At 73.7% G+C, this 19,484-nt stretch carries 20 protein-coding genes; 9 read left to right on the top strand and 11 right to left on the bottom strand.

What is annotated here, in order from left to right:
* Position 1: 1 nt before the first annotated feature.
* Together Nocox_RS19475 and Nocox_RS19470 are read right to left on the bottom strand one after the other, a co-directional pair.
* Entirely contained in the window at positions 2 to 535 is a 534-nt protein-coding gene (locus tag Nocox_RS19475) for a flavin reductase family protein (protein ID WP_020539723.1), read from the bottom strand.
* A 272-nt stretch (positions 536 to 807) separates the two neighbouring features.
* Positions 808 to 2,124 carry a serine/threonine protein kinase gene (locus Nocox_RS19470; RefSeq protein ID WP_051112368.1) on the bottom strand — a complete coding sequence of 439 codons (1,317 nt, stop codon included), beginning with the start codon at positions 2,122 to 2,124 and terminating at the stop codon, positions 808 to 810.
* A 120-nt stretch (positions 2,125 to 2,244) separates the two neighbouring features.
* Here Nocox_RS19470 and Nocox_RS19465 point away from each other — a divergent pair, with 120 nt between their 5' ends.
* From Nocox_RS19465 to Nocox_RS19455, 3 genes are all read left to right on the top strand, one after another.
* Entirely contained in the window at positions 2,245 to 3,255 is a 1,011-nt protein-coding gene (locus tag Nocox_RS19465; RefSeq protein WP_051112369.1) for a hypothetical protein, read from the top strand.
* 499 nt (positions 3,256 to 3,754) lie between these two features.
* Positions 3,755 to 4,093, top strand: a complete 339-nt coding sequence (locus tag Nocox_RS19460; protein WP_020539725.1) for a histone-like nucleoid-structuring protein Lsr2 — start codon at positions 3,755 to 3,757, stop codon at positions 4,091 to 4,093.
* Positions 4,094 to 4,235: 142 nt separating this feature from the next.
* A complete protein-coding gene (locus Nocox_RS19455) occupies positions 4,236 to 4,913 on the top strand; it encodes a DNA alkylation repair protein (RefSeq protein ID WP_020539726.1) in 678 nt (225 codons plus the stop codon).
* A gap of 8 nt (positions 4,914 to 4,921) precedes the next feature.
* On the opposite strand, the gene Nocox_RS19450 is transcribed toward Nocox_RS19455, so the two are convergent.
* Positions 4,922 to 6,337 carry a hypothetical protein gene (locus tag Nocox_RS19450; protein ID WP_157382691.1) on the bottom strand — a complete coding sequence of 472 codons (1,416 nt, stop codon included), beginning with the start codon at positions 6,335 to 6,337 and terminating at the stop codon, positions 4,922 to 4,924.
* Positions 6,338 to 6,472: 135 nt separating this feature from the next.
* Here Nocox_RS19450 and Nocox_RS19445 point away from each other — a divergent pair, with 135 nt between their 5' ends.
* A complete protein-coding gene (locus Nocox_RS19445; protein WP_157382692.1) occupies positions 6,473 to 6,961 on the top strand; it encodes a hypothetical protein in 489 nt (162 codons plus the stop codon).
* Between the two features lie 281 nt (positions 6,962 to 7,242).
* Positions 7,243 to 8,847 carry a pectate lyase family protein gene (locus tag Nocox_RS19440; protein WP_020539728.1) on the top strand — a complete coding sequence of 535 codons (1,605 nt, stop codon included), beginning with the start codon at positions 7,243 to 7,245 and terminating at the stop codon, positions 8,845 to 8,847.
* Between the two features lie 90 nt (positions 8,848 to 8,937).
* Here Nocox_RS19440 and Nocox_RS19435 read toward each other — a convergent pair whose 3' ends face one another.
* The 8 genes from Nocox_RS19435 to Nocox_RS19400 are packed head-to-tail and all read right to left on the bottom strand — an operon-like array spanning position 8,938 to position 14,950.
* Positions 8,938 to 10,377, bottom strand: coding sequence for a GDL motif peptide-associated radical SAM/SPASM maturase (locus Nocox_RS19435; protein WP_020539729.1), 1,440 nt, complete (start codon positions 10,375 to 10,377; stop codon positions 8,938 to 8,940).
* Between the two features lie 27 nt (positions 10,378 to 10,404).
* Positions 10,405 to 10,578 (bottom strand): DUF1843 domain-containing protein, encoded by a 174-nt coding sequence (locus Nocox_RS19430; protein WP_020539730.1) that lies wholly within the window; start codon positions 10,576 to 10,578, stop codon positions 10,405 to 10,407.
* 26 nt (positions 10,579 to 10,604) lie between these two features.
* Positions 10,605 to 11,045 carry a hypothetical protein gene (locus Nocox_RS19425; protein ID WP_020539731.1) on the bottom strand — a complete coding sequence of 147 codons (441 nt, stop codon included), beginning with the start codon at positions 11,043 to 11,045 and terminating at the stop codon, positions 10,605 to 10,607.
* A 3-nt stretch (positions 11,046 to 11,048) separates the two neighbouring features.
* The gene (locus Nocox_RS19420; protein WP_020539732.1) at positions 11,049 to 12,317 is read right to left on the bottom strand and encodes a hypothetical protein; all 1,269 of its coding nucleotides are present in this window, start codon (positions 12,315 to 12,317) and stop codon (positions 11,049 to 11,051) included.
* 6 nt (positions 12,318 to 12,323) lie between these two features.
* Complete coding sequence (locus Nocox_RS19415; protein ID WP_020539733.1) at positions 12,324 to 13,058, bottom strand: hypothetical protein; 735 nt, start codon at positions 13,056 to 13,058, stop codon at positions 12,324 to 12,326.
* Entirely contained in the window at positions 13,055 to 13,978 is a 924-nt protein-coding gene (locus Nocox_RS19410) for a DUF6895 family protein (protein ID WP_020539734.1), read from the bottom strand. The genes Nocox_RS19415 and Nocox_RS19410 overlap by 4 nt, the downstream gene beginning before the upstream one ends.
* Complete coding sequence (locus Nocox_RS19405) at positions 13,975 to 14,625, bottom strand: hypothetical protein (protein WP_020539735.1); 651 nt, start codon at positions 14,623 to 14,625, stop codon at positions 13,975 to 13,977. The genes Nocox_RS19410 and Nocox_RS19405 overlap by 4 nt, the downstream gene beginning before the upstream one ends.
* 4 nt (positions 14,626 to 14,629) lie before the next feature.
* Positions 14,630 to 14,950 carry a hypothetical protein gene (locus Nocox_RS19400; RefSeq protein WP_020539736.1) on the bottom strand — a complete coding sequence of 107 codons (321 nt, stop codon included), beginning with the start codon at positions 14,948 to 14,950 and terminating at the stop codon, positions 14,630 to 14,632.
* A gap of 217 nt (positions 14,951 to 15,167) precedes the next feature.
* Here Nocox_RS19400 and Nocox_RS19395 point away from each other — a divergent pair, with 217 nt between their 5' ends.
* The 4 genes from Nocox_RS19395 to Nocox_RS19380 are packed head-to-tail and all read left to right on the top strand — an operon-like array spanning position 15,168 to position 19,447.
* The gene (locus Nocox_RS19395) at positions 15,168 to 15,533 is read left to right on the top strand and encodes a hypothetical protein (protein WP_020539737.1); all 366 of its coding nucleotides are present in this window, start codon (positions 15,168 to 15,170) and stop codon (positions 15,531 to 15,533) included.
* Between the two features lie 38 nt (positions 15,534 to 15,571).
* On the top strand, positions 15,572 to 15,814 hold the full coding sequence (locus Nocox_RS19390; RefSeq protein WP_020539738.1) for a hypothetical protein: 243 nt from the start codon (positions 15,572 to 15,574) through the stop codon (positions 15,812 to 15,814).
* 7 nt (positions 15,815 to 15,821) lie between these two features.
* On the top strand, positions 15,822 to 16,970 hold the full coding sequence (locus Nocox_RS19385) for a hypothetical protein (RefSeq protein WP_020539739.1): 1,149 nt from the start codon (positions 15,822 to 15,824) through the stop codon (positions 16,968 to 16,970).
* Positions 16,967 to 19,447: a lanthionine synthetase LanC family protein gene (locus tag Nocox_RS19380; protein ID WP_026213658.1), complete on the top strand. Its 2,481-nt coding sequence runs from the start codon at positions 16,967 to 16,969 to the stop codon at positions 19,445 to 19,447. The genes Nocox_RS19385 and Nocox_RS19380 overlap by 4 nt, the downstream gene beginning before the upstream one ends.
* Positions 19,448 to 19,484 lie beyond the last annotated feature (37 nt).

The following is a 19,484-nucleotide window of genomic DNA, read 5'->3' as shown; positions in this document are numbered from 1 at the left end:
GTCAGGATTCGGGGTGGGCGAGGAAGCGGCCGAAGCGGCCCTGGTGGTAGAGCAGCGGGCGGCCGGGGCCCTGAGGGTCGGCCTCGACGACGAGCCCGACGACGAGGATGTGGTCGCCGACCTCGGCCGTCTCGTACGGCAGGCACACCAGGTGCGCGGAGACGTCCTGGAGCAGCGGCGCGCCGAGGGGGCCGGGACGCCAGCGGGTCGGCTCGGCGAAGCGGTCGACGCCCCTGCTGGCGAAGCGGGCGGCGAGGTCGGCCTGGTCGTGGGCCAGCACGTTGACGGCGAAGTGGTCGGCGGCGCGCAGCGACGGCCAGGTGGTGGAGGAACGGTCCACGTAGAAGGAGACGAGGGGCGGTTCGAGGCTGACGGAGGAGAAGGAGGTGGCGGTCAGCCCGGCGGGCCGGCCCGCGTGCTGGGCGGTGATGACGACGACGCCGCTCGCGTGGGCGGCGAGGGCGCGGCGGAAGAGGTCGGAGGTGACGGCGAGGCCGGACTGGAGGTGGGGGAGGCTGACTGGAGAGATGATCACGAGAGATCCTCACGACGTACGGCATGCTCGCGCCGTCCCGGGATCGTCCGGGACGCGCGGCGTGGACCTGGATCGGCGGCGCGGGCTGCGGCGGCCACGCCGGGAACATCAAGACAGGGCGGGCTGCTACGGGCCCGCCGGCCCTTGAACCGTGATCAGCGACACTGGGCGCTGGCGACGTGGCAGAAGTCCACGTGGGAGCGCTTGGTCAGGAGGAGACCCTGCGTCATACGTCCGACGCTAAGCCGACATTCCGGATAAGTCAATATTCCCTACTGGTTTTGACGGGAAATCTCGAAGGTGGTGCACCCTCCGCCGATGACCGTGCCGCTGATCGTGGCGGGACGGTCATCGGTGAGATCCGCGCGGAGGCCGACCATGAGGTACTCGCCCGGCCGGTCGATCCAGCGCTCGCCGTCCAGCCGCAGGGTCCGGCCGTCCAGCCGCCCGGTCATGGCGAACGAGCCCGGGGGGACGCCGGGGTTGCCGGCGTGGGCCGTGAAGGCGAAGACGGCCGTCAGCTCGCCCGGGGACTTCTCGGTGATGATGAGCCGGAGCGTGGTTTTGCCCTGGTTGCACACATAGGTGCCGGCCCACCGCCCGGCCACCGACGCCCGCGTCGCCGTCTCGGCCTCGGCGCTGGGGGCCGCGGTGGCGACCACCGCCGGCTCCGGCGCCGCCCGGCCCAGCAGGAGGTACGCGGCGACAGCGGCCACCACGAGCACGGCCACGACCCCTGTCACCAGCCCCGCCACCAGCCCGAACCCACGCGCGGCAGGTGCGGGGGAAGGCCCGTGGACGGGCGTCGGCCCGTAGAAGGGCTGGGGCGCGGCGGTGGGCTGGGGTCGGTCTCCGTGCAGGGACGCCAGCGCCTGCCGGGCGGTCAGCCGGTGGTCGGGCTGCTTGGCGAGGCACCGGTCGACGACGGCCCGCAGCGGCTCGGGGAGCGGCGACAGGTCCGCGGGGACGTTCAGGACCCGGTGGGCGACGGCCTGCGCGGCGTCCGCGCCGAACGGGGGGACGCCGGTCGCCGCGTACGCCATCGTCGCGGCCCAGGAGAACAGGTCGGCCGGCGGCCCCGCCGGATGCCCCGCCACCTGCTCAGGGGCCAGGAAGGCGGGCACGGCCTCCGGATCCGGATGCCGGTGCACGCCGAAACCGGTCACCTTCGGCCCCTCGGGGCCGAGCACCACGGCGTCCGGCCCGAGGCCCAGGTGCGTGACGCCCGCCTCGTGCATCGCCGCCAGCGCGCCCGCCGTCGCGGCCGCCAACCGGTGGAGCCAGGCGGCGTCACGCGGGCCCTCGCGGCGGATCAGCTCCGCCAGCGGCACGCCCTCGACGTGCTCGGCGACCACGTAGAGGCGGTCGCCGTACAGGCCGGAGCCGAGCACCCGCGCGACGGACGGCTCCGTCACCCGCTCCGCCGCCGCGGCCAGCGCGCGCCGGCTCTCGACGTGGCCGGGCGGCAGCAGCTCGATCGCCACCGGCCCTGCCGCCGAGCGCCCCAGGTAGACGACCGACCACCGCGTCCGGCGCAGCACCCCGGCGAGCGCGTGCTCCCCGAGGTGCGAGGGGTCGGACTCCGTCAACTCCGGTAACCCGTGCATAGGACTCCCGACCCTAACGTCCGGGAGAAGATCAGGTGAAGGGCACCCAGAACCGCGTGTCGGCGGACGGGCCGGCCGCGGCCGCGTGCCTAGCGTGAGCGCATGCGCGACCGGACGAGCCGCCGGTGGGCGGAATTCAAGGAATCACGGTTTCTTCCCGCGACCGTGCTCGCGCTGATGCTCGCTGCCGCGGCGGGACTGTTCGCCGGGTCCTACACCTACGCCATGGCCGACCCGACCCCGCACCGGGTGCCGGTCGCGGTGGTGGGGGTCAGCCATCAGACCGTACGCGGCACGGCCTTCGCCGCCGGCCTGGAGAAGCGGCTGAACGCCTCGCTCGCCCTGTCCTTCGAGCCCGGCTTCGAGCAGGCCCTGCAGGCGGTCGAGGCACAGCGCGTCTTCGGCGTCCTCGTGGTGCGCGGGGACGACGTGACCCTCTACACGTCGAGCGCCTCGGGCGCGTCGGTGGCGCAGCTGCTCACCGAGGCCGCGCCCGCGGTGGCCCGGCAGATCGGCGTGCGGCTGACCATCCGGGACCTGAAGCCGCTGCAGCGGGGCGATCCGCGCGGGCTGGCGCTGTTCTACATCACGCTCGCGTCCGTGGTCATCGGCTTCGTCGGGGCCGTCCAGCTCAACGCCCACGCGAGCGGGCTGGCCCCGTGGGAGCGGGTCGCGTTCACGGCGGCGTACGCGGCGCTGGGGGCGCTCGCCATCGTGGCCGCCGTCGACTGGGTGCTCGGCGCGGTCCGGCTGCCGGTGCCGGAGTCCTGGTTCATCCTGGCGCTGACCATGTTCGCGTCGGGGATGTTGTTCACCATGTTCCACACGCTCATCGGGCGCTGGGCGATGGTGCCCACGTGGGGGCTGATGGTGCTGCTCGGCAACCCCTCCTCGGGCGGGGCGGTGTCCTGGCCGCTGCTGCCGTCGCCGCTGGGCCTGATCGGGCGCTGGCTGCCGCCGGGGGCCTCGGTCAACGCCCAGCACACCGCCGTCTACTTCGGCGGGCATCAGCGGCTCATGCCGTTCCTCGTGCTGGCCGCCTGGGCGCTGGTGTCGTGCGCGGTCTTCCTGATCTTTGAGGCGGGAAGGGGCGAGAACGCGGATACGGGGTGACGCGCGGGTCTTGAAGTCCGATTCAATTCCGGATTCGGCAGAAACGGGACGGCATTGCCTCCGGTGCCCCTTGACGCCGAAACAGCCGCGCCTTCCTGGATCCGTACGGGCGCGCGGCCCGCGACAAGCCCGGATTCCCGCATACCCCGGCCAGGTGTGACCCGCGCGCCGGACCGGCGCGGACGCGGGCTTCCGGCCGGGCCGCCGGCGGACCGCGTCTTTCGCCTGGTCATGACGGCCCTTCCGGTCTTGGTCCGGCCCCCGTCCTGAGCCGCGGCTCAACGGCCGGGAATGACGGGGAAAGGCGAATCAACGCGGCTTGCGGGCCGGAACTCGCGCGACGCCGAAGGCCGTGGGCCAAGGGCGGGCCGCGTCAAAGCGCCGGTCGGCGGGCGGTGAGGACATGGCCCGCTATTCGCGACATGGCATTTGTGAGGATGCGTGGGTCTCTGAAGGGGACTACAGTATCCGCAGGCAACATCGGGGTTTGGAGCAACTTATGGCGAAGCGCATCGTGGAATCTTTTCTCGACGACATCGACGGCAGTGAGGCGGAGGGCACCACGCGGTTCGCTCTCGACGGCACCGCCTACGAGATCGACCTGTCCGGCGAGAACAGAGAGAAATTGGAGAAGGCTCTGGCTCCCTTCATCACCAAGGCGCGCGCGGTCCGCGCGACCAAGGAGCGCGGCCGGCGCGGAGGCGCCGGTTCGGCCCGTGAGGTGGGCAGGGAGAAGGCCACGGAGATCCGGAAGTGGGCCAAGGCGCAGGGCCTGCCCGTGAGCGAGCGGGGCCGGATTGCCGCGACGCTGATCAAGCAGTACGAGGCCGCGCATTAAGAAGTAACGCATTTGCCGGCCACTCCTGTATCAGTGTCCGCACCCTCGCCGCGACGCCCCGGTCCCGGCGAGGGTCACCATCGAAACTGCCGCGCTTTTTGTGAAGAGCCAAGATTTGGTGCCGAAACGACAGGAGACCGGGATGACGGTGGCCGAAGTGACGGTGGCCGAGGTGATGGCCGAACTGTCCGCGATGGAGGACCCGAAGATCCGCGCGGTGAACGCGCGGCACGGTGACGATCACGGCGTCAACCTCGGCCAGCTGCGTGCCCTCGCCAAACGGCTGAGGACGCAGCAGGACCTCGCGCGCCGGCTCTGGGAGACCGGCGACACCGCGGCCCGGCTGCTGGCGCTCCTGATCTGCCGGCCGAAGGCGTTCGGGCGCGACGAGCTGGACGCCATGATCCGCGAGGCGGGCGCCCCCAAGGTGCACGACTGGCTGGTCAACTACGTGGTGAAGAAGAGCCCGCACGCCGAGGAGCTGCGCGTGGCCTGGTCCGCCGACCCGGACCCGGTGGTCGCGAGCGCCGGCTGGGCGCTGACCGCCGAACGCGTGGCGAAGAGACCCGGCGGGCTCGACCTCGCCGAGCTGCTCGACGTCATCGAGTCCGGGATGAAGGCCGCCCCCGACCGCCTGCAGTGGGCCATGAACACCTGCCTGGCGCAGATCGGCATCGAGCATCCCGAGCACCGCGCCCGCGCCGTCGAGATCGGCGAGCGCCTGGAAGTGCTCAAGGACTATCCGACCTCGCCGGGCTGCACGTCCCCCTACGCGCCCGTCTGGATCGCGGCGATGGTGCGCCGGCAGCACCAGAAGTAGGGCGGGTCTCAGCCCGCCGCCAGGGTCTGGGCGGGACCGCCGATCTCCTGCCAGGCGCCGTCCGACCAGCGCAGGATCCGCAAGCGGTCCCCGGTCAGGACGTACACCGCCCGCCCGCCGACCGCCATCTCCGCGCCGGCCGGGCCGATGTCCCGCCACGCCTGGTCGGCGACGCCGTTGTCGGCGTCGGCGAGGACGCGCAGCCGCGAGCGCGAGGCGTCCGTGGAGAACAGGCCCGCGCCGCCGCCCCAGAGCTCCGCCGCCTCGCCGGCCGCGTACGCCCAGATCGGCCAGGGCTCCGTCCGGTCCTCCGGCCGCCAGCGGTTGACCCGCGTCCGGTCGGGGACGAGGCCGTACAGGTCCTCGCCCGTGAGCGCGAACGCGGCGCCCGCCGTGCCGATCCGCCTCCAGGTGAAGGGGACGCCCTCGTAGCGGTGGATGAAGCCCGTTCCCGGCTCCGTGGCGAACAGGCCGGGCGCGCCGCCGTACAGCCGTGTCGCGGGGCCGCCGATCGTGGTCCACGACATGCCGTCGCCGTCCCACGCGGCCACGGACCCGCCGTCGGCGGCCAGCCGGAAGACGTGCTCGCCGCTGACCGCGAAGTCGCGGCCCGGCTCGCTGATGGGCGACCAGCGGCCCGGCTCGCCCTCGTAGCGGTAGAGGCGGTCGTCGGCGCGGGTCGCGAACACGCCCGCGGGCCCGGCGTAGAGGCGCTTGGCCTCGTCGCCGATCCTCGTCCATCCGGCCGCGTCCGTGCCGCCCCAGCGGAAGACGCCGGCGCCGCCCGGTCCGGCGGCGTACACGGCGTCGTCGCGGGGCCGGCCCCAGGCGAGCACCAGGACGAGCGCGGCGAGGAGCGTGAGCGCGGTGCCGGCCGCAGCGAGAAGCAGCGGACGTGACCGCCGCCGCCGCACCACCTCCCCGGGAGTCCCGCCGGCCGCCCTGAGAGGGCCGCCGCCTGCCGCTCCGAGAGGGCCGCCGACCGGCTCGGCGAAAGCCGCCGGCGCGGGCCCGCCGGGCGTGGCTCCGGTGGCCGCTTCCGGCGCGGGCCCGTCGGGCGTGGCTCCGGGGGCCGCTTCCGGCGCGGGCTGGGCCCGTTGGGCGGCCGTGGCCGCCGCGTGGAGCCGGGTGGCGGTCGCCAGCCGCGCCCGGTGCGTGTCCTCGTCCGGGGTGTGGTCGCGTACCAGCCGGTCCAGCAGCTCCAGCGGGATGATCTTCACGCCGGCGCGGTACTCGCCCCAGAGCGTCTTGCCCACGTGATACCGCGCGGCGAGCTCGCGGACGGTCGCCCCGGCCGTGAGGTCCAGCAGGAACTCGGCCAGCGCGTTCGCCTGCTCGGTGCCGCCGCGAGGGCCGCCCTGGGGCCTGCCCGCCCTGCGGTTCATCCCGGCCGCCTCCCCCGTTCCTCCCTCGATGATGATCAAGTCAACAGAAGGAGTTGTCCGCGGACAACTCTTTGTCCGCGATCGGGCAGGATTACGCGGCGAGCCCTCCCGTACAACAGGGGCGCCGGTCACCATCGGAGTCGCCGGATGATCAGCGTCCACAGGAGGATCTTCATGACCGGATCCGTCATCGCGCGGCTCGCCACGGCGGCCGTGCTCACCACCGCACTCGCCGCCTCCCCCGCCGCCGCGACCGGGTACACCCCGGAGCGGGTGTGCGGCAGCGGTTTTCACGTGCTGAACGAGCACACCAGGTCGGTGACCGACCACACGAACACCCTCTACGGTCAGGTGTTCCTGCTCTACAACGGCCTGACCGGGGAGCACTGCGCCGTCACCATGAAGAGATACTCCGTCGGGACCCCTACCAAGACCTTGGTGACCCTTCTCGTGCGCGCCGGTTCCTTCGTCCCCCAGCACGGCGAGACGGACGAGGGCGCCTTCCGGTACTACGCGGGACCGGTGAAGGTGAAGGCGTACGGCAGGTGCGTCGCCATAAACGGGACCGCCGACGCCCCCGGCGCGGCGGACGCCTCCAGCGGGTGGGGCCGCTGGGTCGAGTGCGGGCGCTCGCCCGCCACGAAGGCCATCCACCGGTCATGACTCCCGTCGCGACCTTCCGGAGGCGACCACGGCGGGCCTGATCCGTTCGCCGGGCAGCGCCTGTCCTGGACCACCGCCCGGGCCTCGGCCGTCACATCCCTTGCGGCTTCGCGGATCACAGCAGCATCGCGGGTCACGACCGTGACGCGCCATGAAAGTTTCATGGCGCGTTGACACCTAGGAAAGCGCTTTCCTACGGTGTGGGGGCGATGCGCACTCGCTGGGGGGACCCGGAGCGCAGGCCCCGAGGGCCTGCCGGACCAGCAAGGAGTTCGGCTGTGATGAGCAAGTTCGACAGGAGGGGCGTGGCCGCCGGTGGGCCGAGGACGAGACGGGCCGTCGCGGCGCGGCTCGCGGCGGCGCTGGCCGCGGTGACCGCCGCCGCCGCGGTCGGCGCGGCCCTGCCCGGCCTCCAGGCGTCGGCGGCGGCGACGGGCACCGCCACCGGCTACGCCGCCGTCAACGGCGGCACCACCGGCGGCGCGGGCGGCCAGACGGTACGCGCCACCACGGGCACCGCGATCCACCAGGCCCTGTGCAACCGGGCCAGCAGCAGCACCCCGATCACCATCGAGGTCGAGGGGACCATCAACCACGGCAACACCGCGAAGGTGTCGGGCGGGAGCTGCAACACCGCCGCCGGCGTGATCGAGCTCAAGCAGATCAGCAACGTCACGATCGTCGGGGTCGGCAGCGGAGCCGTCTTCGACCAGCTCGGCATCCACATCCGGGAGGCCGGCAACATCATCATCCAGAACGTGACCGTCAGGAACGTCAAGAAGTCCGGCTCCCCCACGTCCAACGGCGGCGACGCCATCGGCATGGAGAGCGACGTCCGCAACGTGTGGGTCGACCACGTCACGCTGGAGGCGTCGGGCGGCGAGTCGGAGGGCTTCGACGGCCTGTTCGACATGAAGGACAACACCCAGTACGTGACGCTGTCCTACAGCGTCCTGCGCAACTCCGGCCGCGGCGGGCTCATCGGCTCCAGCGAGAGCGACCGCTCCAACGGCTACGTCACCTTCCACCACAACCTGTACGAGAACATCGACTCCCGAACCCCGCTGCTGCGGGGCGGCATCGCCCACATCTACGACAACCACTACGTGAACCTGCACGAGTCCGGCATCAACTCCCGCGCCGGAGCCCGCGCCAAGGTGGAGAACAACTACTTCGAGGACTCCAAGGACGTCCTCGGCACCTTCTACACCAGCGAGGCCGGCTACTGGCAGGTCGCGGGCAACATCTTCGACAACGTGACCTGGTCCGCCCCCGGCTCGGACAACAACCCCGCCGGGCCGAACGTGCAGTCCACCACCTCCGTCAGCGTCCCCTACTCCTACAGCCTCGACGCGGCGAGCTGCGTGCCGGACGTCGTCCGGCGCACGGCGGGCGCCGACAAGGGCCTGCAGGTGTCGAACGGCAGCTGCACGCCCCAGTCCCCCACGGCGAGCCCCACGTCGTCACCCACGTCCTCGCCGACGTCCTCGCCCACCACGACCCCGACCTCGTCGCCCGGCGGGACCAACCTCAGCATCGGGGCCGGCTCCGACGGCTCCAGCAAGGCGAGCGGCACGAGCTACGGCAACGTGCGCGACGGCGACATGAGCACCTACTGGTCGCCGTCCGGCTCGACCGGCGACATCTCCATCAAGTGGGGGTCGGCCACGACGGTCTCCAGCGTCGTCATCCGTGAGGCGGCCGGCTCCTCGGGGGTCATCGGCTCGTGGCAGCTCCTCAACGCCGGCACCGGCGCCGTGCTGAAGTCGGGCAGCGGCGCGGGGACCATCACCTTCACCCCCACCTCGCTCACCAAGATCACCTTCAGGATCACCGGCGCGTCCGGCACCCCGAAGGTCGCCGAGTTCGAGACCTACGCCTCGTGACCCGACCGGCCGGGGCGCGGCACCGTCCCGCCCCGGCCGGTTCCCCGTCCGCGCGCCCCCGCTCACCTGCCCCGGCGGGGGCGCGCGGACTCACGTCTCCTGGCGCATGAGCGCCTTCACCTGGTCCATCAGCTCCGTCCGCCGCCGGTGGACGGCGCGGGCCCGCTCCTCGGCCTCGGCCACGTCGGCGCTGCAGAACGGGCACGCGGCGTCCCCGGCCATGACGAAGTGCGCGCAGTCGCCGCACAGCCGCAGCTCGGGGACCCCGCGATCCCCGGGCGCCCGCTCGGCGCGGCCCGGCACGGCCGGCCGCGGATCGGCCGGCCGCGGATCGGCCGGGATCGCCTCCTCGACGAGGGCGAACTCGCCGATGCCGAAAGGCGCGGCGGAGGCGTCGGCCACCTTGACGATCCGTTCGCGGATCCCCTTCTTGGCGAGCTCCAGCACCCGGTGGTGGCAGTAGGGGTTGTTGCCCGGCCGGCCGAGGAGCGAGTGCGCCGTCCAGGTGCAGCCCGCGTCGCACACGTCCGCGTAGTAGCAGGTCCCGCAGTGCCCCCACAGCTCGTCCGCGCCCGCCCGGCCGCGGCGGAACCCGAGGGCGGGCGAGTCGCGCCACATGTCCGCGACGGACAGGTCCCGCACGTTCCCCGCCGTGTACGCCGACGTCGGCAGCGAGGGGCAGCCTTTGACCGTCCCGTCGGCCTCGATGCCGAGCGCGGTGTGCCCGGCCTCGCAGCCGCTCCAGTGGCCGGACATCGACGAGGCATTCCGCCACAGATGCTCATAAGGGCCGAAATAGCCGATGTTGTTGCCCGGCACCATCAGCAGGCCGTGCCGCTGCCCCTCGTGATGGAGCCGGGCCAGCAACGGCATGAGCTCGGCCAGTCGGTACGGCTGCAGCAGCAGCTCGTCGTGGTCGGCGGCGTTGCCCATCGCGACGGTGAGCTGGACCTGCCAGTGCGTCACCCCCGCCGCGACGAGCTCGTCCATGAGCGCGGGCAGCTCCCCGATGGTCCGCGCGCCGATCTGCGTGTTCACGCTGACGCGCAGGCCGGCCTCACGGGCGTCCCGCAGCACCTTGAAGGCGTTGGCGTACGCGCCGGGCACGCCGCGGACCTCGTCGTGCAGGTCCCGCAGCCCGTCGATCGACACCCCGATGCCGCGCAGCCCGGCGTCCGCCCCGGCGCGCAGCCGCGCAGGAGTGAGCGCCCGTGCTCCCGTCTGCATCGAGCAGGACATCCCGAGCTCGGTGGCCCGGCGGATGATCTCGACCCAGTCGTTGCGCAGGTACGCCTCGCCGCCGATGACGGTCAGCTCGCGGGTGCCGAGCCCGGCGAGCTGGGCGACCAGGTCGAGAGCCTCCTCGGTGGTCAGCTCGGCGGGCCTGCGCGGTCCCGCCCGCGAGCCGCAGTGCAGGCATTTCAGGTTGCACGCCAAGGTCAGCTCCCACACCACGTGGACGGGCACCTTGTCGCGGAAGTCCCGCTCCCTGGCCACGCGGCGGGCCAGGCCGTCCTCCTCGACGGACATGAGACGTCGTTCTCCCCCGGTCCGCGCTCAGCCCGCCTGGTATTCCGCCTTCATCAGCTCGACCTTGAGGAGTTCGAGCGCCAGCGGCACGTTCCCCCATTCCTTGATGTGCTCCTCCGCCTCGGTGACGAGGCGCCGCATCTCGGCGACGTCGCCCCGGGCGATGGCCTCCTGAATGGCGGGTCCGTAGAGAATGGGCATGACGACTCCTTCATTGTCGTTTCCGGTCAGGCGTACAGGTAGTTGTGGGTCCAGTAGGAGCGGCTGAGGAATTCCCGGCCGCAGTTGAGGCAGGGCGCCGCGCGGCCTTCGTCGGCGAACTCGAAGAGATTGTGCTCACCGGTGAGGGTGTCGCGCAGCAGCTGCTCGTCGTGCAGCCGGCTCTCGACCGCGTGCACGACGAGGTCGAGGGCGGTCGGCGTACGCCCGCAGGCGCATTCCGGATGCCCCGAGGCGGGAATGACGAAGAACTCCTCGATCGAGAAGAGCGGCAGGCGCAGCAGGCCCTCGATGTAGCGGAGCTCGGCGGGCGGCGTCGCGACGACGACCCCCTGGCGGGCCAGCACGTCCGTGACCCGCCGCATCTCCTCGTCGTCGATCGTGACCGCGGACCGCGCGCCGCCGCGGCGGTGGTATTCCTTCAGTTCCTGAATCGCTGGGATGGTCATGGATCATCCTTTCCGGGGTCTCGCGCCGGCTTTTCTTCTCGCGAACGCCGCCGACCGCCACGCGGGCCGGGAAAGCGTCGTGACGGGGCCCGACAGTTCGCGGTGATGGACCTCGGCCTCGCGGTCCCCGTACAACATCGTGACGTTGACGCGGAGATTCTCGTAGCCTGGGCGGAACCGCACCGCGTCGGTCGCGTGGAACAGGTCGGAATTGAAGACGACCGCGCGGTTCCGCCGGTACGGAATCGTCATGCTGCGCGCCCGCCGCTCCCGCAGGAAAGGCCGGATGAGGTCCGAACGGCCGTTGTAGGTGTCGAAGTCCCACGAAAGAGGCGCGTCGAGGTCGTGCACCACCAGCCCGCCCGATCCCGGGTCGAGGTTGGCGCTGTCCGGGGTGATCCAGAAGTTCACGTTGACGGCGGCGAAATCGGCGTGCGTGGTCGCGTCGGCGGGCAGTTCGGGGCCCGACTTGAAACCCCACATCTGGCGCAGCGGATAACGCTCGCCGATGAGCCTCGGCAGCGCCTCGCGCAGTTCCTCGGCGATCTGCATCAGCAGCGGGCAGGCGAAGCCGTCCTGGAAGAACGCGCCCAGCCGGCCGTGCGCGTACCGGTTGCCGGACCAGATCGTCGAGTCCAGGCAGAAGCGGTACAGCCCGTCGAGGGCCTCCTCGGTGAGGAAGCCGTCCACGAACACGACTCCCGGCGGGTTCGCCAGGTACTGCTCCTCGACCGCGGCGGGATCCCAGCGGGAGGACAGGGCGCGCGCCACCCGAGGCGTGTCCCGTACGTGGAGCAGGCGGTTGTAGGCGCCGGCGAGCACCGGGTCGGCGGCGGCGTCCAGTGGCTCGCGCGCGTCCGCGCCCCGGGCCGCGAGCCGGTCGTGCGCCCGCCGGTAGGCGTCGATGACGGGCGCGTGCTCCTCGCCCAGCACGCCCTGGCCGCGCAGGTGGCCGAGCTGCTGCAGGTCGTGCCGGAGCTTGGGCACGCTCATGGGGACGGACGCGCGCGGGACCGGGCCGGAGCCGGCACCCCAGCGCAGCTCGGCGGCGATCGCCGCGCACTCGCCGGCCGCCGTGAGGTCGCGCCGCTCCAGCAAGGCGTGGAGCTGGTCCTGCATCCAGGCCAGGCCGCTCTCGCCGGTGTCCAGCTCGGCCCGCCACAGGGGCAGCGCCTCGTCCCGCCGCCCCTCCTCCACCAGGCGCAGCGCCCGCTCCCGGCGGGCGGCGCGGGAGGACGGGCCGCCCGCGTGGTCCTCGGTCCCGGTGCCCATGGGCGGTCAGCCGTACCCGAGGGCGCCGTTGTCCTGCAACTGCGCGGCGTAGCGGGCGAGCTCGTTGAGGGTCACCGCGGCGTACAGCGGGATGAAGGGGCCGATCACCGTCTCCTCCCGCTCGCGCATCCGCAGGGCGGTGAACGGGCTGCGGGTCGCGACGCCGGTGCCGGTCCCGGTGCCCGTCCCCGTGGTGTACGTGGTCCAGGTGACGGCGGTCAGCGTGCCCGCCACCTCGTCCCGCTCCACGGCGACGCTGTCGTGCTCCGCCTCGTCGGCGCTCGTCTCGTCGGCCACCTCCTCGTGCTTGAGGAACTGGGCGGCGTGCAGGTTGACGAGATAGTGCAGCAGGTCGTCGCTCAGCCCGCGCACGCCGGTCCCGGCCGCGCAGCCGGCGGCGAGAGCGGCCACGACGGCCCGGCCGCGGTGCTCGACGACCGCGTCGAGGAAGTCCGCGAGGAACACGTGCGTGGCCGGCACGTCGTCGAGGTGGTCGTGCGCGTACTCCTGGAACCAGTGCAGCAGCTTCTTGTTCGCGAACACCGCGTAGATCAGCCGGTCGGTGACCGCCGACTGCTCGGGCGCGAGCGCCTCGCCCGTCAGATACTCGGACAGGATCTCCGAAGGCCCGGTGACGAACTGCTCGCGCAGCAGGAAGTCGTTCTCCATGGCCCGGAACAGCGCGTCGAGCCGCCTGACCCGGCCCGCCCTGGCGATGGTCCTGGAATGTCTCTCGCTCATGTCCGCTCGCCTCCGATGAGCTCCGGTACGGGCGCGCCGCGCGTGGCCCACAGGCCGGTGGTGAGGGCGAGCAGCGTGACCAGGGTGGTGTGGTAGTCGCGCAGGAACCGCCGCCGCAGGTCGTCGCCGTCGGGCCTGGGCAGGTCGCCGCCCGCGCCCGCCGGGCCGGCGAACCCGCCGTCGGGCCGCGCGTGGGCCAGCAGCTCGGGAAGCGCCCCTTCCATGGGCGCGAGCCCCGCGCAGGCGGCGGTCATGACCAGCTCCGCCGCCAGGTCGTGGTTGCCCGACCCGTGCACGCACCGCCACCAGGCGGGCAGCCACTGGGCCAGGTAGGCGACGGTGTCCGGGGACAGCGCGGCCGGCCGCGCCCCGAAGTCGGTGAGGTAGAACGCCTCGTGGGTCATCGGGTAGCCGGTGCCGTCGGAGATCGTCCAGGGCTCGGGCAGCGCGCCGAGCCAGCTCCCCCGTGCCGACGCCCGCGGCGGTTCCGCGAGGCCCAGCCTCGCCAGGTTGTGGCGCAGCGCGCTCTCGCGCCAGGCCGGGATCTCCAGCCCGCCGGCCAGCGCGGTGCCGGCCAGATGGGCGAACCAGGCGTGCAGGCGCTCGTCGCGGTGGCCGCACTCGTACGCGCTCGCGTACAGCCCGACGCTCTCCACCAGTTCGGGGCGGGCGGCGGTGACGCGCAGCAGGCAGTCGCCGCGCTCGGCCTCGTCCCACGCCCACGTGACGAGGCGGTGGCAGCGCTCGCGCAGCGCCGGGTCGCGGCCGAGCAGCGAGGCCGTCAGCGCCAGCTCGGAGAGCGGTTTGAGCAGCAGGACGAGCTCGTGCTCGTCACGGGCGTGCGTACGCGCCCCGAACTGGCCGAGATGTTCCTCCACCCAGGAGAGCGCGGCCTCGGCCGGGCCGTTCAGCGCCGTCATGACACGACCACCGTCGCCTCGTGCACGGCGGCGTCGCGCCAAGCGGGGTCACGTCCGGGGTCGCGGACGTACGCGAGCAGCCGCAGCTCCCACCTCAGCCCGGAGGAGGAGAACGCGCCCGCCAGCGCGCCCAGGTGGGCGGCGGCCTGGTCGGCGAACCTCCGCACGGCCCGCTCCGCCCAGCCGTCCCCGCCGCCCACGGGCACGCTGCCCGCCAGGACGGTGAGGGCTCGCGCGGCCGGCAGGTAATGCCCCTGGTGGAGCAGCACGCAGGCGTCCCTGGCGACCTCGCGCGGGTCCTGCCGCAGAACGCCGTCCAGCGGGAGGCCGGCCGCGCGCGCCCGGCTGAGCAGGCGGTAGCGGTCGCCGTGCCCCTCGTCGTGCCCCTCGTCGTGCCCTTCGCCGTGCCCCTCGTCGTGGCTCTCGCCGGCGTCGCCGGGGACGGTCAGGGTCACGCCGAGGACCTGGTGGAGCAGCGTCCGCAGGGTCCGCCACTCCACGACGTGGGCGCGGACCGGGGCGGCCAGCTCACGGATCACGCGATCCAGCGCGTGCGCGACCGGCTGGTCCAGGCCCTCGATGCGCCAGCGCAGCAGCAGGTCCACGAGCCGGGCGAGCGGAGCGCCCTCGGGCGCGGGCGGCACCACGCGCCTATTCCTTCGCCGACCGGCCGACGATGTGGACGTGCAGGCAGAAGTCGATGATCGGCCCGCGCACCTCGACGCCGGTGGCCTGCAGTCCCACCTTGAGCCCGCGCACCGCCTCGAACTCGTCGCGGCTCAGCACCGCCTGCGCCGGGCAGTGCTCGTCGTCGTCCCGGCACTCCATGTCCAGCTCGCCGGCCTTGTCGACGAGCTTGGACAGGGCCCGGTCCTGCTCCTCGGTGAGGTCGAGGCGGCCGAGGTCCACGGAGAGCTCCGCGCCGCTCTCGAACCGCAGCGAGAGTTCCTGATCGTTCCGGCGAACACGCATGTCGTTCCACTCTCTCGGAGGGCCGGACCGGCCCTGACCGGCTATCTTGCCGATCGGGATCGCCAGGAAACGCGTCCCCGGAATGGTCTCGGGAAAGAGTCGGGCAGGAGAGCCGGCGCTTCTGTCCCGGAGGGCAAAGAAGCGGGCGGCGCTCTGGCCGCGGCAGGAGAGGCGGGATAGCGTCGCGAGTGACCGGCCGAGCATGGAGAGTGATCGCATGTCCTTCCGGGCGGACAGACTACGTGTCCAGCTTCCGTGCGGCGCGGAGGGCAGCCTCGTCGAGGCCGCCGGTGACGAGGCCGCCCAGCCGGCGCTCGCCCGCGAGGGCACCTACATCTGCACCTGCTACCTCACGAACATCGACTACTGCCACTGCTCCATCGTCATCACGCAGGAGCGGGCGCGGCTGGTGAGCCCCGAGGCCCTGCCGCTGCTGAAGAAGCAGCTCGAACACCGCCTGGCGGAGGTGGATCTCCTGGCGGAGGCCGCCAAGAGACAGCTCCAGGCACACCTCGACGACATCTCCCGCGCCGAGCAGGCGCTCCGCGACCGCCAGGCGGAGGACCAGTCCCGCGACGAGTGACCGCGACGCGTCGCCGTCCGTCCATCGAGGGGGTTCCCATGTCTTTCCAGGCGAGCAAACTGCGCGTGCAGCTTCCGCGCGACGGCGGGGACGAGCCGCCGGCCGCCCTGATGCAGTCCGGCGCGCGATGCACCTACTACTGCACGTGCTACCTCACGAACATCGACTACTGCCACTGCTCGCTCGTCGCGGAGGACCCGGCGCGTCTCGTCGCCGGGCCCGAGGCGCTGCCGCTGCTGCGCGAGGAGCTGGAACAGCGCCTGGCGGCCTCGTCGTCATGAGACCGTCATGAGCGCCGGCCCCGTGGGGGAACGCACGTTCCGCGCCAACCCCCGCTACGAGCTCGTACCTGCCGAGCATCCGCCGGAGGAGGACGACGGCGACGTCTACGGCGTCCTGCGGCCTCGGGGTGACCACGGTCTCGCGGTGCGCTCGTGCTCGCCGGAGACGGCGCTGCTGTTCCTCACGCTCGCCGAGCCGGGCCGCGTCCCCGTGTTCGCCCGCAGGGCGCTGACCGAGGACGGCGGGCGGGCCCTCGCCAGGCTCGTCGCCGACGGCGTGCTGGAGGTCCTGACCGACGAGGGCTTCCGATCCGGGTACGCCGCCGCGGACGCGGTGCTGCCGGGGCGTTCCAGCGGCGGCCAGGGCCGGATCGCCGAGTTGTCCGTCGCGGCGCTGCGCTACGGCCAGGCGCTGGCGGACCTGCCGGCGGAGGCGCTGGCCGGCCGGCTCTACGGCTACGGTCACCAGCCCGTCTCGCCGGAGCTGCTGCACCGCCTGCCCGACGAGGCGGCCGTGGACGCCTATCTCGGAGGGGCGCCCGGCGGGCTGGGCGAGCGGGCCCGCGCCGGCGGCTGGACGGAGACGACCGGAGACCTGGCCGGCCCGTCGCCCTGGCGGCACTGGTCCGTGGGGGCGGGGCGGCGCGGGTGGGGGCGGTCCGGGGTGACGTACAAGCTGTACGTCAGCCCGTCCGCCGAGACGATGCCGGCGGCGCTGGCCGAGATCACCGGCGGCCTCGCGAGGACGCCGGGCGTGACGGGTTTCAAGACCGCTCGCGAGGCCGCGGGGATCTGCCGCCCCGACAAGATCGTCATCTATTTCGAACGGCTCGACGACCTGCGCGAGGGCGCGTCCCTGCTGGCCGGGCGGGTGGACGGGATGGCCGCGCACGGCGTCGCGTTCAGCGCGGCGGTCACCCTCGACGGGCTGGTGTCCTGGGGCGCGGACCCGCCGCGCGCGAGCGCCCACGCCACGAGCTGGCGGATGTGGGTGGCCGGCCGGCTGGCCGAGCATCTGGTCGCGGCGCGTACGGATCACCCAGGCATGCCGCCCTGGCGGTTCGCCCTGGAGCGGCTGCGCCTGTCCGGCGTCGACACCGGCACGTGGGTGCCGACGGAGGGCATGTGGAGCGAAGCCGGGGAGGGACGCGGATGACGGTGCTCGGGCCCTTCGTGCTGCCAGGAGACGTGGTCGTGGCGCCGGTGGCCGGGCTGCCGCCCGAGCTGCGGGAGCGGATCGAGCACCGGCCGGGCGACTACTGCGTCACCCGCCCGCGCTCGCGCGCCACCACGAGCGTCATCGACGAGGGCACCGCCTCGCTCCTCGAACGGTTCCGCGAGCCGACCACGATCGTGGACGCCGTCATCACCTTCAGCTCGGCCGCCGGGCTCGAACCCCGGCGGACGCTGGAGGAGGTCTTCCCCGTCCTCGCCGGCTTCGTCAGGGACGGCCTGCTCCTGCCGGCCGGGTCCGCGCTGCTGGAGCCCATCGAGGCGGCGCTCGGGCCCGGCGACGTCGTCGGGGACGCGGAGATCGTCGAGACGGTGCAGGTCCTGCTCGACACGGAGGTCCACCTGGCCCGCCTGCCCGGCGGCTCGCCGGCCGCGTTGAAGATCGCCAGGGAGGGCGCGCAGGACGACCTCGCTCCCCTGCTGCGCCGCGAGGCGGCCGTCCTGCGCCTCCTCGACGGCCGCGCCGGGCCGCGGCTGCTCGGCTCGGGTGAGCACGCGGGCCGCCCGTACCTGCTGCTGTCCTGGGTCGCGGGCGTGGACGCGCACGACGCGGCGGACGAGGCCCGCAGGCTCGGCGGGCCCGAGGGCGTGGACGCCCTGCTCGGCCTGGTGGAGCGGGTCGTGGCCGCCTTCGCCGGGCTGCACGCGCTCGGGGTGCTGCACGGGGACGTGCATCCCCGCAACGTCCTGGTGGGCCCCGATCAGGAGGTCGTGCTGCTGGACTTCGGCCTCAGCGCCCATCAGGGGGCCGGTCCTGCGCCGCCGCGGGGCGGCGGCGTCGACTTCTTCCTCGAACCGGAGTCCGCCCGCGCCCGCCTGGCGGGGCGGGCGGGCGAGCCCCTGACGGCGGCCGGCGAACAGTACGCCGTCGCCGCGCTCGCCTACCTGCTGCTGACCGGCGCCCACACCCATGCCTTCTCCCTCCATCCCGAGCACATGCTGCGCCAGCTCCGCGACGAACCGCCGCTGCCGTTCGCGGGCCACGGCGCGGCGGAGCTGCCGGCGACCGAACGTGTCCTGCGCCGGGCGCTGGCGAAGAGCCCCGGCGACCGCTACCCGTCGCTCGCCGCCCTGTCGCGGGCGCTGCGTGCCGCCGCACGCGCGGACCGGACGGCGGCGGGCCCGGTGGCGGACCACGGAGCGGGCGGGGCAACGGGCCGGGCGGCGGGGCGGGGCCTGCCGGGGCCGGGACGGGGCCTGCCGGGGCCGGGACGGGGCTCGGGCGGGCCTGAGCGGGCGCTGCTCGATCGGGTGCTCTCCCGGCTCGACGTGCCAGGCCCGCTGTTCGACGACGGGCTCGTGCCGCCCACCGCGTCCCTCATGAACGGCGCCGCCGGCTTCGCCTACGCGCTGCTGCGGCTCGCCGAGGCGCGCGCGGACGGGCACCTGCTCGCGCTCGCCGACGTCTGGGCGGTGCGCGCCGCGGCGGACGCCTCGGCCGGTGGGGAGGCGGGCGAGGCGGCGTTCGTCAACGAGAGCCTGGGCATCGTGCCGGGGCTCACCGGCCGCGGCTCGCTCTACCACCAGGTCAGCGGCGTCCACCTCGTCCAGGCGCGCGTCGCCACGGCGCGGGGCGACGCGCGCTCGCGGGACGCGGCCGTGGAGGCGTTCCTGGGGGCGGCGGAGGCGCCCTGCCCCGAGCTCGACCTCGCCTTCGGCCGCTCGGGCCTGCTGCTCGGCTGCGCGACCCTGCTGGAGGGGTGCGCGGGTCCGGCCCTGGAGGGGAGGCTGCGGGCGACGGGGGCGAGGCTCAGCGAGTCCGTCCGCGCCGGCCTGGCCCGCGCCGCCCCCGTCGCGGACGGGCACCGGCTCCAGTCCCTCGGCGCCGCGCACGGCTGGGCGGGCTGCCTGTTCGCCCTCCTCCGGTGGGCGCGGGCGTCGTCCTCGCCGCCGCCAGAAGGAGTGATCGGCTTCCTCGACCAGCTCGGGGCGCTCGCCCGCCCGGCGGGCCGGGGCCTGCTCTGGCCGGTCAAGGCGGGTGGCCCGCGGCCGGACCCGCTGCTGGGGGCGAGCTGGTGCAACGGCGCGGCCGGGCTCGTGCCCCTGTGGTGGCTGGCCCACTCGCTGACCGGCGAGCGCCGGTACGAGGAATGGGCGCGGGGGGCCGCGTGGAGCGCGTACGAGGCGCCGCTGCCCGGCCCCGCCGACCTGTGCTGCGGCCTCGCCGGGCGCGCGTACGCGCTGCTCGCCCACCACGCGAGGACCGATGACCCGATCTGGCGGGCCAGGGCCAGGCTGCTCGCCGGGCACGCGGCGGCGCGGGTGCGCGAGGCCGCGCACCGGCCCGACAGCCTCCACAAGGGCGAGGTCGGAGTCGCGCTGCTGGTGGGCGAGCTGGACACGCCGCGCTGGGCCCGCATGCCCCTCTACGAGGGCGACGGCCCGCTCTCGGGGCGGTGAGCTCCTGACGCGCCCTGGCCGGGCGCCGCTCCGTGAT

The sequence above is a fragment of the Nonomuraea coxensis DSM 45129 genome (assembly GCF_019397265.1).
GTDB classification, from domain to species: Bacteria; Actinomycetota; Actinomycetes; order Streptosporangiales; family Streptosporangiaceae; genus Nonomuraea; species Nonomuraea coxensis.
Note: the sequence above shows the minus strand (reverse complement) of the source record. Positions and strands in the feature narration are given on the sequence as shown.